Source organism: Lactobacillus kefiranofaciens, assembly GCF_900103655.1.
Lineage (GTDB): Bacteria > Bacillota > Bacilli > Lactobacillales > Lactobacillaceae > Lactobacillus > Lactobacillus kefiranofaciens.
This window is the reverse complement of record NZ_FMXC01000016.1, coordinates 33,173-48,290: the sequence shown is the minus strand read 5'-3', so window position 1 is coordinate 48,290 and position 15,118 is coordinate 33,173. Positions and strand designations below refer to the sequence as shown.

The following is a 15,118-nucleotide window of genomic DNA, read 5'->3' as shown; positions in this document are numbered from 1 at the left end:
AAAGAAATTACGCTTTATACGCCATATAAAAAAGTAAAAGCAATTCTTGATCAAAGAATTGCCAGTTAAGAAGAATTATTAAATAAGTCGACTGCCACAAAGCGAAAGGCGGAATGCCTCTCCTTTTATCAGCTAAGCTGAGGACATGTCGCAAAGGACTTTAAGTCCATTCTTAGAGCTAGGGAATGTTCCTAGGCTAAAGAAAAACAAGAATCGAAGAACCTTCATGTGGGGCAGATCAAAGCCAGTCCCTATTAATAGGGTAATAGAAATATTAACCGCGCCGCGTTCAACCGTACCCACAGAGCTTAACGCTTAAAAAAATCGCTCTAGCAAAAGCTAGAGTGAGTGAGACATGATAAAAGCTATTAGGAATATTAGTTTTTATTAGGTTTTATAATTCGGTTTGAATAGAAAGAAGATATCAAAATGGTAAAGAACATTACGCCTGACTTAGTATATCGTTTAAATGGGATGCACAATGTTGTTGCTCAAGTTGGTGCAGTTATGGATAAACACGTTTTTGCTTTGCAGCTGCTGCACAGTGCACACGATGTTTTAGTTTATAGAAAACATGAGGGTTTAACTAAAAATATTGATTATACAGAACCACATTTAGTAATGACGGGCTTTGGTCATACGCAAACTTGGATTCCTGCTAACGATAAAGATGAATATTTTGTTGGGGCTAAGCCGAACTCAGGCAACTGGACGACGCAAATTGCAAGGGTAAAGTATCCTAAATTATTGTCCGAAAACTACACTTCAAATACGCAATTGCCACGTTTGTCCCATTTAAATCATGCAACTGATGTGCCTTATGATGGGCACAACCACTTGCACCGGGTTGAGGCCTGCGTTTCACCAAATGGTAAATACTTTATGATTGCAGCTATTTGGAATGATGATTCTGGTCACTTTGCTTTGTATGATCTGAACGAAGTTAACCAAAAATTAGATGAAAATGGTACTAAGAATACGCCAATCACCGATTTGCACTGCTTAAGTGCATTTCATATTGATAATTTTGATCATCCAAGCGTTGCACCGAACCAAGAAGAGGATCAAGTAATTGATTCAGTTCAAGGCTATGCAATTGACAATGACAAGAATATTTATATTTCTAACCAATTGTCACCAGAGATTAACCACACAACTGGTGAGGTAACGACCTGGAAGCGCAAGATTGTTAAGTTCCCATGGGGCGAAACTAATAGCAACAACTGGGATGTCTCTATGATTGATGGCATTGATTTACCAGATCGCTACAGCGAAGTAGAAAGCATCCAAGTTAATGCCCCAGATGATATTTATTTGACGGTTGCCTACCACCAAAAGTACATTAAGAATGGTGAATTCAGTTTAAGAACTTTGGAAAATCAAGTTTTCCATATTAGTGATTTGTAGAATTAGATGAGCAGATTGCCGAAAGGTGATCTCTTTTTATTTTAAAAATATTTTGCAAAAATATATACAAACGATATGCATATGATATATAATATCCATAAATTCAGAAGGGAGTGATTGAGATGGCAGAGAAGACAACAGGCCTGTATGTCAGAATGAATCCTGAGAAGAAGGAAAAGGCAGAAGCAATTTTGAAGCAATTAGGCTTGAATTCTGCGACTGCGATTAACATGTTTTATGATCAAATTATTTTACATAATGGTATTCCTTTTAGAGTTGAAATTCCAAATGCGTGGGATAATTTGGATCATATGAATAAGTATGAATATGCTAAGCTCCTGGATGAACGGCTTAATACGCTCACCGGAAGGGAAGATCTATTGGGGGGATGTCGCTAGGCGACTCAATGCTGATAAGAAAGACAATTAGTTTGAGGTAATAATTATGGTTACGAAAGTTTTACTAGGTGTAATTATTGTTTTAATCATTGCTTACATTTGTTGTGGTTTTAGAATCGTGCCGCAGAACAATGAAGGTTTAGTTGAAACCTTAGGGAAGTATTCTAAGACTGTGAAGGCTGGTTTTATCTTTATTTGGCCATTATTCCAGAGAATTCGCAAGGTGCCGCTTGCTTTGCAGCCACTGGAGATTTCTAAGTATTCAATTATTACCAAGGATAATGCGGAGATTACGACTTCCTTGACGTTGAACTACTTGGTAACCGATTCATACCGCTACTTCTACAACAACACTGATTCAGTTGAATCGATGGTGCAATTAATCCGGGGTCACTTGCGTGATATTATCGGTCGAATGGATTTGAACTCTGCTTTAGGTTCTACTAAAGAAATCAACGATCAATTATTCGTAGCTACCGGCGATTTGACTGATATCTACGGCATCAAGGTGGTCCGGGTGAACGTCGATGAATTGTTGCCAAGTCCTGAGATTCAACGGGCCATGGACAAGCAATTAACGGCCGATCGTGAAAAGACTGCCTCAATTGCCAAGGCCGAAGGTGAAGCTAGAACAATTGAAATGACCACTAAGGCTAAAAATGATGCCTTGGTTGCTACGGCTAAGGCTAATGCTGAAGCCGTTAAGACACAGGCTGATGCTGATGCTTACCGTGTCCAAAAGATGCAGGATGCTTTGTCTAAGGCTGGTGAAGGCTACTTTAGAAATCAAAGTTTGGATAGTTTCAACCAGTTGGCCCAAGGGCCTAACAATTTGATTGTTGTAGGCAAAGATGAAATGACCGATCTGGGTAAGGTTCCAGCTTTAAAGAAGGTCTGGGATGCCAGTGGTAAAAACGAAGAATAATTTAGAATAAAGAAGCACATCTGTGCTTTTTTATTTTGTCTAAAAACATCAGGCTGAAAGAATAGCACTAAAACTGGTAAAATGGATAAGTAAGAAAAGAACTATTTAATAAAGGGGCAGACAATATGGCCGATAAAAAATTACTTTTAATTGATGGTAACTCAGTAGCTTTTAGAGCCTTTTATGCGCTTTATCGTCAGCTAGAATCTTTCAAAAATCCTGAAGGTTTGCATACCAATGCGATTTATGCTTTTAAAAATATGTTGGACGTCTTATTAAAAGATGTTGAACCAACCAACGTCTTAGTTGCGTTTGATGCAGGCAAGGTAACCTTTAGGACCAAGATGTACAGTGATTATAAGGGTGGTCGAGCCAAAACGCCTGAAGAATTGCTTGAACAAATGCCTTATATCCAAGAACTGTTGCATGATTTGGGTATTAAAACCTATGAACTAAAAGATTATGAAGCCGATGACATCATTGGTACTTTTGTTCAAAAGGGTGAAGATGCTGGCTTTACTACTACTGTAGTTACCGGTGACCGCGACCTAACTCAGTTAGCATCAGATAAGACAACAGTTGAAGTAACTAAATCTGGCGTTTCTCAACTTGAAGCCTATACGCCAGAACACATGAAAGAAGTTAATGGCGTGACCCCAACTGAATTTATCGACATGAAGGCCTTGATGGGCGATAATTCCGATAATTATCCTGGTGTCACTAAGGTTGGTCCCAAGACTGCTTCTCGTTTGATTCAAAAATATGGTTCAGTAGAAGATCTCTATGAACATGTTGATGAAATGAAGAAGTCTAAGTTGAAGGAAAATCTGATCAATGATAAGGATAAGGCCTTTTTAGCTAAGAAACTAGCTACCATTGATCGTGATTCACCAGTAACGATTGGTATCGACGACGTTAAGCGTGAACCAGTTGATTATGAAAAACTGCGCCAATTCTACGAGCAGATGAACTTTCGTAAGTTTTTGGCCGACTTGAATGCTTCAGGCAAAGGTCAAGCAGCTACTGAAGTGGAAAAAGTTGAATATACCGTTTTAAATGATCAAAATGTTAAAGATATTAAGGCTAGTGAAAACGATCAAGTTGAATTCTACTTAGCCATGCTCGGTGCCAACTATCATTTAGCGGATTTTGTCGGCTTTAGCTTGAAGATCAATGATCAGATTTACGTTTCAAGGGATGTCGATTTACTTAGTGAAGACAATTTGAAGCATCTTTTGGAAGATGAAAAGATCAAGAAAAATGTCTTTGATTTAAAGCGGACCACGGTTGGTTTAAATCGCTTAGGCATTCATGCCCATGGTTTGGACTACGATATGCTTTTAGCTTCATACTTGGTTAATAATGAAAACAACTCCAATGATTTAGGCGAAATTGCGCATTTATATGGTGATTACTCTGTTAAAACCGATATCGAAGTTTATGGTAAAGGCAAGAGTGAACATGTTCCAGATGAAGACGATGACTTATTCAACCACTTGGCTTCCAAAGTAAATGTCATCGCCAAATTAAAAGAACCGCTATTGCAGAAGTTGAAGGAACATGAACAAGATGACTTGTTTGATACAATTGAGATTCCAACGGCTCGCGTTTTAGCTAAAATGGAAATGAATGGCATGAAGGTGGAGGCCAGCACCTTGATTCAGTTGCAGAATGAGTTTGCCGTTAAGTTAAAAGAACTGGAAGACAAGATTTACCAGCAAGCTGGGGAACGTTTTAATTTGAATTCACCTAAGCAATTAGGCCATATCTTGTTTGAAAAATTAAACTTGCCAGTTTTAAAGAAAACCAAAACAGGTTACTCAACTTCGGTTGAGGTGCTTGATCAATTGAAGACGCAAAGTCCAATTGTCAGTGAGATTTTGGATTATCGTCAGATTGCCAAAATTCAGTCAACCTATGTTAAAGGTTTGCTTGATGTCATCCAACCTGATGGTCGCGTACATACGCGTTACTTGCAGACTTTAACGGCAACCGGACGTTTATCTAGTGTTGATCCTAACTTGCAAAATATTCCAACGCGTACTGAGGAAGGTAAGCAAATCAGAAAGGCCTTTGTGCCAACCGACCCTGATGGTTATATTTTCTCTTGTGACTATTCACAGGTTGAACTTCGTGTATTGGCTCATGTTTCTGGGGATGCTCATATGCAAGAGGCCTTCAAGACCGGCTATGATATTCACTCGCACACGGCGATGAAGATTTTCCACTTGGATTCACCAGACGAAGTAACTCCATTAATGCGGCGACATGCTAAGGCCGTTAACTTCGGAATTGTTTATGGTATTTCTGATTATGGTTTGTCTAAAAATTTAGGTATCTCTAGAAAGCAAGCCAAAGAATTTATTAACAATTACTTTGAACAGTATCCGCAAATTAAGGACTATATGGATAAGGCTGTGCAAGAGGCACGCGACAAGGGCTATGCTGAAACGATCATGCACCGGCGCAGATATTTGCCCGATATTCATGCTAAGAAATACACTGTCCGTGCTTTTGCCGAGAGAACCGCGATTAACTCGCCAATTCAGGGTTCAGCGGCCGATATCATCAAGATTGCGATGATCAATATGCAAAAGAAGCTGGATGAACTTCATCTGAAGACCAAGATGGTAGTACAGGTGCACGATGAATTGATTTTCGATGTGCCAAAGGATGAACTAGAAACGATTAAAAAGATTGTCCCTGAAGTTATGCAATCAGCAGTTAAACTTGATGTGCCACTGATTGCTGATTCTGGCTGGGGACACAATTGGTATGATGCAAAGTAGGTGATAGAATGCCTGAAATGCCTGAAGTAGAAACCGTACGGCGAACTTTAATTCCTTTAGTCAAAGGAAAAACAATTGAAAAAGTAATTCTGTGGTATCCCAAGATTGTGGCGACGGATCATGAACATTTTTTAACGGAGCTTCCTGGTAAAGAAATTATTGATATTGACCGCTATGCCAAGTATTTGCTTATTCGTTTGAGCGATAATTTAACGATCGTTTCGCATTTACGCATGGAAGGCAAATATCATTTGACCACGCCAAATGCGCCTAAGGATAAGCATGATCATGTGGAATTTATTTTTACTGATGGTACGGCTTTGCGCTATAACGACGTGCGAAAGTTCGGCCGCATGCAGCTGATTTTAACTGGTACTGAAAAACAAGCGACGGCAATCGGCAAACTGGGCCCCGAGCCTAATAGTCCGGAATTTAGCGACCAATATTTTATTGCTAGTTTAAAGCGCAAGAAGAAAAACATCAAAAATACTTTGCTTGATCAAAAGACCGTTGCGGGCCTGGGCAATATCTATGTTGATGAAACCTTGTGGCAAAGCGGGATCCATCCCTTAAGCAGCGCCAATAAGATCCCGGCTGATAAAGTGAAGGAGTTGCGTCGCAACATTAACGAAACAATTACCATTGCTACTAAAGAACGCGGCACAACGGTGCATACTTATCTGGATGCCAATGGTCAAACCGGCGGCTATCAAAAAATGCTTAAGGTTTACGGTCATGCTGGCGAAGCTTGTTCTAAGTGCGGCACGACGCTAGAAAAAATTAAGGTTTCAGGCAGAGGTACTACTTTTTGCCCCAAGTGTCAGGTGATGTATCAATGAGTTATGTTTTAGCATTAACCGGTGGAATTGCTACCGGCAAGAGTACAGCGGACAATTTTTTTAAAAAGAAAAAGATCCCGGTAATTGACTGCGATCAGATTGCACATGAGTTAATGAAGCCAGATCAGGCTTCCTGGCAGGCAGTCAAAAATAATTTTGGCAAGGAATATTTAAATCCTAATCAAACGATTAACCGTAAGAAATTAGGGCAATTGGTTTTTAATGATAAAAATGCCTTAGCAAAGTTAAACCAGTTGACTCATCCGTTAATTTTCGCTAAAACTATTCAAAAGATAAAAGAATATCAAAATAGTAGTCTAATTATTTTAGATGCACCGGTTTATTTTGAGTCAGGAATGGATAAAAAGAATATTGCTAATGGTGTTTTAGTAATTACTTTGCCTTTTGAATTGCAGCTTAAACGGTTGAAAGAGCGCAATCAATTGACTGATGAAGAGGCAAAGGCTCGCATCAATAGTCAGATACCGCTTAAGAAAAAAGCGCAAATGGCTGATTTTGTTATTGCAAATACTGGTACAATAAAAGAACTAGAAAATAAATTAGAACAAATATTAATTAAAATCAAAAAAGAGGGATAGCTATGGAATGTCCAAATTGTCATCAAAATGCCTCCCGCGTTATTGATTCACGTCCAAGCGATGAAAATCGCGCAATCAGACGACGCAGAGAGTGCGAAAATTGTGGTTTTCGTTTTACTACTTTTGAAAGAGTAGAAACTGCACCGTTGCTAGTTGTAAAAAATGATGGTACGCGTGAACCGTTCAATCGCAATAAAATTTTGCATGGAGTCATGGCGGCCGGTCAAAAACGACCAATCAGCAGTGAACAATTCGAGAAATTGGTTGATCGGGTTGAAAATAAAATTAGAAAACAAGGTGTCAGTGAGATTTCATCTAAGAAGATTGGTCAATACGTAATGGATGATCTGGCTAACCTAGATGATGTGGCCTACATTCGCTTTGCTTCTATCTATCGTGAATTTAAAGATATGTCTAGTTTTATGAAGACGATGGAAGACATGATGGCCAAGAAGGGAAAGAGTAACTAGGAATGTTTGAGACATCTAATCCCAAACATCTTTATTACGTGGCCAATAAGATTACTCTTTATCCAGATGATGAAAAGATCTTGATCAAGCTTTATCAACCGTTGGTGGGTGCAGTTGCGGTTGCACTTTATCAAACTTTGATTAGTGATTATGATCCCTATGGGATAATCTCTGATTCAAAGGGGATATATTCATTACAGGAGCAGCTTGATTGTAGCTTGAGAAAATTATTTCGAGCATTGCATAAGCTAGAAGCGGTGGGATTAGTTAAGACATATTTATCCGATAATGTTTTTAATAATATCTTAGTTTTTAAATTATTTAAGGTGCCGAGTGCGGATAAATTTTTTGCTACTCAGTTGTTGGCTAGTTTATTAAAAGAGAAAGTGGGCATAACTACTTTTCATCAGTTGAGCCATAATTTTGCGGAAGCAGCCAAGTTACGAGAAAAGCCGATCAAAAATGCTCGTGATGTGTCAGCTAATTTTATTGATGTCTTTCGGCTGCCTGGAGATGAAGCAATTACGCCATCAAGAGATGTAGTAGAGGCAGCTAAAGAGAATAAAATTAAAAAGGCAGAAACAGCCACAGTTAATGATCATGATAATGTAGATTGGGACTTTATCAAAAATAAATATCAAGTTTATCAGATTCCAGCCAAAGAAGTTGAAATCAATCAAAATCAAATTCGTAGTTTAATGCAGACTTACGGCTTATCTGAAGAAGAATTCGTAGATGAAAGTTTGCCTTGTTTGCATGGCTCGTATAAATTAAATATGCGTGACATTAGTAATACCTTGGCTGAAAATTATAAACGTTCTAAGACTAGAGAAAATGTGCAAAAACAGCTTAATGAAGGTCAAGAGAAAGCATTAGCAGCGATTGAAAGCTTAGATGCAAATGACAAGAAGCTACTGAAAAAAGCTCAAGAGAATTCACCAGCTGAGTTTTTGTATTGGCTGAAAACCGAAAAGGGTGGAATCGCTAGTACTAATGAAAAATATATTATCAATAATTTGCATACGCAATATGGCTTGCCAGAAGATTTGATTAATATTTTGACTTATACTTGTTTAATCTATGATTCTGTAGTTAGTTCTAAATTGGCTTATAAGATTGCTAATGATTGGTTGCAGCATGGTGTAGCTACTGGCGTACAGGCCCTGCAATATGTAAAGAAACGTCACAATAGTTTGGGTAAAAAGAAAAATAGATGGGTACCTACTAAGCGCGTTGAAAAAGGTACAGATTGGAGTAAAAAGAAAGCTGATCCTAATAGTGGAGAATTTTCAACCGAGCAATTAAAGGATCTATTCAAAGACTTGAATAATAAATAAAGAGAGTAGGTGAGATAATGGAGCCAATTGGTAAGGTGATTAAGAGAATTGTCAAACAACGCAACTTAGATAGTGAGCAAGATTTAATTAACGAGGCTATCAAAGATCCAGATGTGCAAGCCTTTTTGACTCAGAATGCGGATAAAATTGATAAGGCAATGGTTAAAAATAGCATTTCAACGATTTACGAATTCTATAGTCAAAAAAAGAATCCGAGCAAAATAATGGCGGGCTATGTGCCCCAACTGTTTCTAAATGGTAAGGTGATTGATATTCGTTATACGCCTACCAGAAGCAAAATAGCGGTTGATCGTAAGCGTGATGCTCGAAGAAGGTTGCAGCTAATTGATCTGCCTGCTCGTTTACAAAATGTTGAACTGAGCAAAATTGATATTAGTGATGAGCGTAAGCCAGCACTAAATTTAGTTTATGCTTTTTTGAGAAATTTTAAGCATAATCCTCATGCCAAAGGACTTTATTTATCAGGAGACTTTGGCGTTGGTAAAACCTATCTTTTAGCAGGACTAGCTAATTATGTAGTTACCAACATGAATAAAAATGTAATCTTCTTACATGTACCTACTTTTATAGCAGGGCTTGCTAGTCATTTTGATGATAATAGTCGAACAAGTTTGCAAGAAGAAATTCGACGTTTGTCAGAGTGCGATTTGCTTATTTTAGATGATATTGGTGCAGAGAGTCTTAGTCAGTGGTCACGTGACGATGTTTTAGGCGTTATTTTACAAGCTAGAATGGACAATGTATTACCTACTTTCTTTTCGTCTAATTTAGATATGGAAGCCTTGCAATCTCACTTTGAAGAGACGCGTAATGCTACTGATCCGGTTAAGGCCAGAAGATTAATGCAGCGAGTACGTTTTTTGGCAACAGAAGTGGTGGTCTCTGGTCATGATCGTAGAAATTCTTTGCATTAATTTGATAAAAAGTCTTGCATTGATGTCTTCATTGCGTATAATTGAAATTAATTAAACGAGACATGTTGATGTTCGCCTCAGAGAGAAAAGCCTAGTTCTGGAAGCTTTTCATTAGAGCATCTTCCCGACTCGTTTATTCCCAAAGTTGAATTTCTATTAGGCTGGATACCTTTATTAATCCATATAAGAGGTTAGACGTACGCTAACCTGAATTTTGGGTGGAACCACGCAATTAACGTCCCGGTGCTAGCAATAGCACTGGGATTTTTTATTTGGAGGTAAAAAATATGAGTTTTTCAGTTACTCTACCAGATGGCTCAAAGAAAGATTTTGACAAAGCCGTTTCAGTTAAGGAATTAGCTTCATCAATTGCAACTTCTCTTGGAAAAGCTGCTGTTGGTGCTAAGGTAAACGGTGCAATTAAGCCAGTTGATTATGAAATTAACAATGATGTTGAAGTTGCTATTCTTACTGATAAGGATGAAGAGGGCTTAGACATCTTAAGAGCTACTGCAGCATTCGCACTTGAAGCCGTAGCTAAGAAGGAATACCCAGAACTTCACTTGGGTCAACATGTTGCTGACAAAGATGGCTTCTATGTTGATACTGACAAGAAGGACCAAATCAAGGTTACTGAATTGCCAAATCTTGAAAAGGCTATGGAGAAGTTAATCAAGAGCGGTCAACCAATTGAACACGTTGAAATGGACAAAGCAGTTCTTGCAGATATGATTAAGGACGATCCTTACAAGAGCGAACTCTTAAAGAGGGTTGAAGGCGATAAGGTTGATGCTTACAAGTTAGGCGACTTTGTTGACTTTGGCTTCAATGCTCTTTTGCCAAATACTGGCAAGATTAAGCATTTCAAGCTGTTATCAGTTGCTGGTGCTTACTGGTTAGGCAAGTCATCAAACCCAATGCTTCAAAGAATCTTTGGTACTGCATTCTTCAAGGAAGCAGCATTAAAAGATGATTTAAAGCGTCGTGCTGAAATTAAGGAACGCGATCACAGAACTATCGGCCGTGACCTTGATCTCTTCTTCGTTGATCCTAAGGTTGGTGCTGGTCTTCCTTACTGGATGCCAAAGGGTGCTACTATTCGTCGTGTTGTTGAACGCTACATCATCGACCGTGAAGTTGCTGACGGTTACCAACACGTTTATACTCCAGTGTTAATGAACCTTGATGCCTACAAGACTTCTGGTCACTGGGCACACTACCGTGATGACATGTTCCCACCAATGGACATGGGTGATGGTGAAATGCTTGAACTTCGTCCAATGAACTGTCCATCACATATTCAAATTTACAAGCACCACATTCGTTCATACCGTGACCTTCCACTTCGCGTTGCTGAACTTGGTATGATGCACAGATATGAAAAATCAGGTGCTTTATCAGGCTTACAACGTGTACGTGAAATGACTTTGAATGATGGGCACACCTTCGTAGCTCTTGACCAAGTTCAAGATGAATTTGCTAAGATCTTGAAGTTGATCATGGATGTTTACAAGGACTTCGATATTACTGATTACTACTTCAGACTTTCATACCGTGATCCAAAGAACACTGAGAAGTACTTTGCTAACGATGAAATGTGGGAAAGAAGTCAAAAGATGCTTAAGGGTGCTATGGATGACCTTGGCCTTGATTACGTTGAAGCTGAAGGCGAAGCAGCATTCTACGGCCCTAAGCTTGATATTCAAACTAAGACTGCTTTGGGCAATGATGAAACTATGTCAACTATCCAACTTGACTTCATGCTTCCAGAAAGATTTGGCTTGACTTATGTTGGTCAAGATGGTGAAGAACACCGTCCAGTTATGATTCACCGTGGTATTGTTGGTACTATGGAAAGATTCATTGCTTATCTTACTGAAATCTACAAGGGTGCATTCCCAACTTGGCTTGCCCCAGTTCAAGCTGAAATCATTCCAGTTAACAACGAAGTTCACGGCGAGTACGCTGAAAAAGTTCGTCAAGAACTTGCTAAGCGTGGCTTTAGAGCAGAGGTTGACAACCGTAACGAAAAGTTAGGCTACAAGATTCGTGAATCACAAACCCAAAAGGTACCTTACACTTTGGTATTAGGTGACGATGAAATGAAGGCTAATGGAGTAAACGTTCGTCCTTATGGTACTGAGGAAGAAAACTCAATGAGCCTTGATGAATTCATCAAGGAAATCGATGCTGATGTTAAGTCATACTCACGCGAAAATTAATTAAATTAGTTAATAAAGAAGATCGTATGCAATTTTTGCATGCGATTTTTTTGTAAGGAAAATGCAAATTAATTGTTAATTGTATTAATCTGTTTGTCATATTTGGATGAGACAATAAGAGTAACGAGATTTTAGCGAGGGGACTTAAGCATGAAGAAAAAAATAAGTATGTTGTTAATAGCTATTTTATTGATGCTTGGATTATCTAGTACGCTTATTGCTAAAGCTAGTGCTGCTTCCTGGGGAGCTAAAAAAGTCTATACAACGCCTAAACGTACGCGGGGTAATTGGTATTATAAGAAAAATGGTAAAATTAGAAAGCTTAGAATTACTACTCATACGCTGAATGGGGTTAAACTTTACAAAATATTAAAAGGCAGTGCAATGGAAAGCTGGACAAGAAAATTGGCTAAAGCAGATGAAGATGCCAATTTTAAATTAGCCAAAAAAGTAGGTAATTCTAAATATGAGGCTTATACTTTTAAATTCCATGGCAATTATGGGTTTAACGCTAGTGACTGGCTGGCCAATGATAGTACAAATACCGGTTCATATTATGCACCAGTGAAAAAACACCGTAAGGGTAAAAAAGTCACAGTTTTACGAGTAGGAAATGGCACGGATAATAGCTTTTCATTCTACGGCTATTCAAGTAAAAAATTAGCTAAATAGGCATAGGGGCATTGAGAAAAAATCTCAGTGTCTTTTTTGCATAAATATTTTGTTTATCAAGCCGAAATATTAAAATAGAAGATGCGTATAGTTATAGAAGGAGAAAAAATGAAGAGACATAAATTAATAACGGTAGTTGCTTTAATTACGCTGCTATCTAGCGTGCCGGTGTTCTTTAATAAACAACCACAATTAGTGTTAGCTAGCAAGAAGAATGGTAATGCTAAGAAGACAAAATTAAGTGATAGCCAAATTATTAAAAACTTAGGCGTGAAGAAAGTAGCTAACCTTACTAATGATAGTTTGACTGCTAAGTATGCAGCGATTGTAAAGGGTCAAAATTACACTTGGGAGAATCCTTATATTAAAGTCAACCCATATGAGAATTCACCATTGACTGCGTTGATGATTTTTCATACTGATGAACCTACCAAGATTAGCTATCGGGTAATTGGGAAAACAGCTAATACAACTATTTCTAATAAAGTAGAAGGCTATCAAACTGATCATCAAGTTCCGATTGTAGGACTATATGCTGGTTATGAAAATTTCGTTGAAGTTACTATGACTAGCAAAAATAATGAAAAGGAAACTAAAACCTTCAAGATTAAGACGATTAATTTACCTAAATGGATTAGAAATTTCCCAATTAAGGTTACAGTTAATGACAAGAACAAAATGAATATTGGTTCAAATGAATTAACTGTCTTAAATAGAACGACTAAACAAACTTTTGCAGTTGATGCTGATGGACAAGTTCGCTGGTATTATTTACGCTGGAACGAGCATATTTTTGAACAATTGAGCAATGGACGTTTGCTTTTGTTTAATAAAATTAAATCTGGCGATGAAAAATATAATATGTTAGTAGAAACTGATTATTTGGGCCGCGTCTATCGTCAATTTAGCTTCGATAAAACTTTAGGTGGTAGTTATGCTGGAACGGCCGGTTTGTCTTTAGTGCACCATGATGTTGCTGAGATGCCTAATGGCAACTGGCTATTGACGGTTGATGATGGCAGCAAGTATGTTGAAGATACAATTGCTGAACTAGATCCTAAGACTGGTAAAATTGTGAAGGTAATTGACTTTAAGAAATTTTTTCCAGAATCCATGTATAAGAATAACAAGATAAAGGCTAATGATAATACAAGTAGCGGCTTGGGCCTGATGGATTGGCTGCATATTAATTCAATCTATTATGACCCTAAGACGGATAATATTCTACTGTCAGCTCGTAATCAGGATATTATTTGGTCAATGAATTATCGTACGAATAAGCTTAATTGGATCTTTACTAGTAAACCGGCTAAAGAATGGCCAAGTTCATTTAGAAAATATTTGTTAAAGCCAACGAAGGGTACTAAATATACTGGTGGGCAACATGGTTTATACATCTTAAAAGAGTCCGGCAATAAATTAGATATTCTGCTTTATGACAATAATATTGCTGTAACTAACGGTGATAAAAAGCAAAGTGGAAAGTACTCTGCTGCCATTGAATATCAGATTGATACTAAGAAAAAGACAATTAAACAGGTATGGAGCTATGGTGAAAAATTGGGTAAGAGCAATTTTACTGAAGTAATTGGCTATGCTCAGCGTTTAGCTAATGGCAATACTTTGATTGATTTCGGTTTTAAGAATAAAGGCAAGGAGAGCAATATCATTGAAGTTGATGCTCATGGCAACCAGGTCTTTAACTTAACGATTAGCAATAGTGCCAAGGATATGACTTACGTTTACCGGGCATATCGAATGAAGTTCTATCCAGACAACTATATTTTTGATGCAACAAAATAGAATTTTCTCTTGACGAGTTTTAATTAAACTCGTATAATACAGGAGTTGAGAACAAGAAGAAGCTCCCGCTTCTCGCCTAAGTTAAGTTAACCTCTGGGCTGATCGATAATTTCTGTTGATTAAAGGCGGGCGTTACTTATCCCGCCTTTTTCTTGTCCTCAAATTAACACGGAGGTGAATAGTCATACCAAGGAGTTTAATCTTAAACGAAAGAATTCGCGCTCGCGAAGTTCGTTTAATCAATGAAGATGGTCAGCAAGTTGGTGTTATGAACAAGATGGAAGCTTTGCGTCGCGCAAGTGAAGCAGGTCTTGACCTTGTCTTAATTTCACCTAATGCTAAGCCACCAGTAGCACGTATCATGGACTACGGTAAGTACCGCTTTGAACAACAAAAGAAGCTTAAGGAATCCTGTAAGAAGTCCAATACAGTCAGTGTAAAAGAAATTCGTTTGAGTCCAACAATTGAAGGCAATGACTTCGATACTAAATTGAAGCATGTTCGGAAGTTCCTTACTAAAGAAGGTGCTAAGGTTCGTGTATCAATTCGCTTTAGAGGTCGTGCCATCACTCATAAGGAATTAGGTCAACAAGTACTTGAGAAGATGGCCGAAGTCAATTCGGATATTGCTAGTGTAATTAGCAGACCGAAGATGGAAGGTCGTTCAATGTTCTTAATGCTCGCACCTAAGAGTGAAAAGGGCAAAAAGAAAAAGTAGTTAA

Annotated in this window: 12 protein-coding genes, 1 pseudogene and 1 other annotated feature; all 13 genes and pseudogenes read left to right on the top strand. The window is 38.1% G+C overall.

The genetic code is table 11. The annotated features are described in order from the left end of the window. The first annotated feature begins 429 nt into the window (after positions 1–429). Complete coding sequence (locus BLP58_RS07105; RefSeq protein ID WP_013853733.1) at positions 430–1,407, top strand: class III bacteriocin; 978 nt, start codon at positions 430–432, stop codon at positions 1,405–1,407. A gap of 122 nt (positions 1,408–1,529) precedes the next feature. After that, a pseudogene (locus BLP58_RS07100) lies at positions 1,530–1,836 on the top strand (type II toxin-antitoxin system RelB/DinJ family antitoxin). 15 nt (positions 1,837–1,851) lie between these two features. Further along, positions 1,852–2,730 carry an SPFH domain-containing protein gene (locus BLP58_RS07095; protein ID WP_013853735.1) on the top strand — a complete coding sequence of 293 codons (879 nt, stop codon included), beginning with the start codon at positions 1,852–1,854 and terminating at the stop codon, positions 2,728–2,730. Positions 2,731–2,855: 125 nt separating this feature from the next. Beyond that, positions 2,856–5,519 carry a DNA polymerase I gene (gene polA / locus BLP58_RS07090; RefSeq protein ID WP_013853736.1) on the top strand — a complete coding sequence of 888 codons (2,664 nt, stop codon included), beginning with the start codon at positions 2,856–2,858 and terminating at the stop codon, positions 5,517–5,519. An 8-nt stretch (positions 5,520–5,527) separates the two neighbouring features. Then, the gene (gene mutM / locus BLP58_RS07085; RefSeq protein ID WP_013853737.1) at positions 5,528–6,358 is read left to right on the top strand and encodes a bifunctional DNA-formamidopyrimidine glycosylase/DNA-(apurinic or apyrimidinic site) lyase; all 831 of its coding nucleotides are present in this window, start codon (positions 5,528–5,530) and stop codon (positions 6,356–6,358) included. Continuing rightward, entirely contained in the window at positions 6,355–6,957 is a 603-nt protein-coding gene (gene coaE, locus BLP58_RS07080) for a dephospho-CoA kinase (protein ID WP_013853738.1), read from the top strand. The genes mutM and coaE overlap by 4 nt, the downstream gene beginning before the upstream one ends. 2 nt (positions 6,958–6,959) lie before the next feature. Further along, positions 6,960–7,427, top strand: coding sequence for a transcriptional regulator NrdR (gene nrdR / locus BLP58_RS07075; protein WP_013853739.1), 468 nt, complete (start codon positions 6,960–6,962; stop codon positions 7,425–7,427). Between the two features lie 2 nt (positions 7,428–7,429). Next, complete coding sequence (locus BLP58_RS07070) at positions 7,430–8,764, top strand: replication initiation and membrane attachment family protein (RefSeq protein ID WP_013853740.1); 1,335 nt, start codon at positions 7,430–7,432, stop codon at positions 8,762–8,764. A gap of 17 nt (positions 8,765–8,781) precedes the next feature. Then, positions 8,782–9,699 carry a primosomal protein DnaI gene (dnaI, locus tag BLP58_RS07065; RefSeq protein WP_013853741.1) on the top strand — a complete coding sequence of 306 codons (918 nt, stop codon included), beginning with the start codon at positions 8,782–8,784 and terminating at the stop codon, positions 9,697–9,699. A 287-nt stretch (positions 9,700–9,986) separates the two neighbouring features. Then, positions 9,987–11,921: a threonine--tRNA ligase gene (gene thrS, locus BLP58_RS07060; protein ID WP_013853742.1), complete on the top strand. Its 1,935-nt coding sequence runs from the start codon at positions 9,987–9,989 to the stop codon at positions 11,919–11,921. Positions 11,922–12,071: 150 nt separating this feature from the next. Continuing rightward, positions 12,072–12,593, top strand: coding sequence for a hypothetical protein (locus BLP58_RS07055; protein WP_013853743.1), 522 nt, complete (start codon positions 12,072–12,074; stop codon positions 12,591–12,593). A 108-nt stretch (positions 12,594–12,701) separates the two neighbouring features. Continuing rightward, a complete protein-coding gene (locus BLP58_RS07050; protein ID WP_013853744.1) occupies positions 12,702–14,396 on the top strand; it encodes an aryl-sulfate sulfotransferase in 1,695 nt (564 codons plus the stop codon). Positions 14,397–14,443: 47 nt separating this feature from the next. Continuing rightward, positions 14,444–14,555: a sequence feature (ribosomal protein L20 leader region), on the top strand. Positions 14,556–14,580: 25 nt separating this feature from the next. Continuing rightward, positions 14,581–15,114: a translation initiation factor IF-3 gene (infC, locus tag BLP58_RS07045; protein WP_074484257.1), complete on the top strand. Its 534-nt coding sequence runs from the start codon at positions 14,581–14,583 to the stop codon at positions 15,112–15,114. Positions 15,115–15,118 lie beyond the last annotated feature (4 nt).

What these genes read in the sequence shown, in the direction of transcription:
- BLP58_RS07105 (WP_013853733.1), top strand. Translation starts at nt 430, where the DNA reads ATGGTAAAGAACATTACGCCTGACTTAGTATATCGTTTAAATGGGATG.
- BLP58_RS07095 (WP_013853735.1), top strand. Translation starts at nt 1,852, where the DNA reads ATGGTTACGAAAGTTTTACTAGGTGTAATTATTGTTTTAATCATTGCT.
- polA (WP_013853736.1), top strand. Translation starts at nt 2,856, where the DNA reads ATGGCCGATAAAAAATTACTTTTAATTGATGGTAACTCAGTAGCTTTT.
- mutM (WP_013853737.1), top strand. Translation starts at nt 5,528, where the DNA reads ATGCCTGAAATGCCTGAAGTAGAAACCGTACGGCGAACTTTAATTCCT.
- coaE (WP_013853738.1), top strand. Translation starts at nt 6,355, where the DNA reads ATGAGTTATGTTTTAGCATTAACCGGTGGAATTGCTACCGGCAAGAGT.
- nrdR (WP_013853739.1), top strand. Translation starts at nt 6,960, where the DNA reads ATGGAATGTCCAAATTGTCATCAAAATGCCTCCCGCGTTATTGATTCA.
- BLP58_RS07070 (WP_013853740.1), top strand. Translation starts at nt 7,430, where the DNA reads ATGTTTGAGACATCTAATCCCAAACATCTTTATTACGTGGCCAATAAG.
- dnaI (WP_013853741.1), top strand. Translation starts at nt 8,782, where the DNA reads ATGGAGCCAATTGGTAAGGTGATTAAGAGAATTGTCAAACAACGCAAC.
- thrS (WP_013853742.1), top strand. Translation starts at nt 9,987, where the DNA reads ATGAGTTTTTCAGTTACTCTACCAGATGGCTCAAAGAAAGATTTTGAC.
- BLP58_RS07055 (WP_013853743.1), top strand. Translation starts at nt 12,072, where the DNA reads ATGAAGAAAAAAATAAGTATGTTGTTAATAGCTATTTTATTGATGCTT.
- BLP58_RS07050 (WP_013853744.1), top strand. Translation starts at nt 12,702, where the DNA reads ATGAAGAGACATAAATTAATAACGGTAGTTGCTTTAATTACGCTGCTA.